The sequence below is a fragment of the Opacimonas viscosa genome (assembly GCF_024199005.1).
Taxonomy (GTDB): Bacteria; Pseudomonadota; Gammaproteobacteria; order Enterobacterales; family Alteromonadaceae; genus Opacimonas; species Opacimonas viscosa.
This window is the reverse complement of sequence record NZ_JANATA010000399.1, coordinates 1-218: the sequence shown is the minus strand read 5'-3', so window position 1 is coordinate 218 and position 218 is coordinate 1. Positions and strand designations below refer to the sequence as shown.

General features: G+C 53.7%; 1 pseudogene. It reads right to left on the bottom strand.

The features are described from left to right. Nucleotides 1-218, bottom strand: a pseudogene (locus NLF92_RS14060) (PLP-dependent aminotransferase family protein); the annotation flags it as partial.

Here is a 218-nt window from a genome sequence, read left to right as displayed (position 1 = left end):
AGAAAGCGACTTGGTCAGATGCTGTCGGGGGTAGAGGGATGGGTCCGGGTAGGCGAAACCCAAACTGAACATATGCGGATCGCGGGACGCTTGCAGCACATCAAACACAAAATCATTCACACTGACAGATTCGGCAGACTGCATTACCCCGGTATTGCCGGTAGTCTCAATAGCATCAGCAACCCGATAACCTGAACGCTCACGCGCGCAAAGCATGC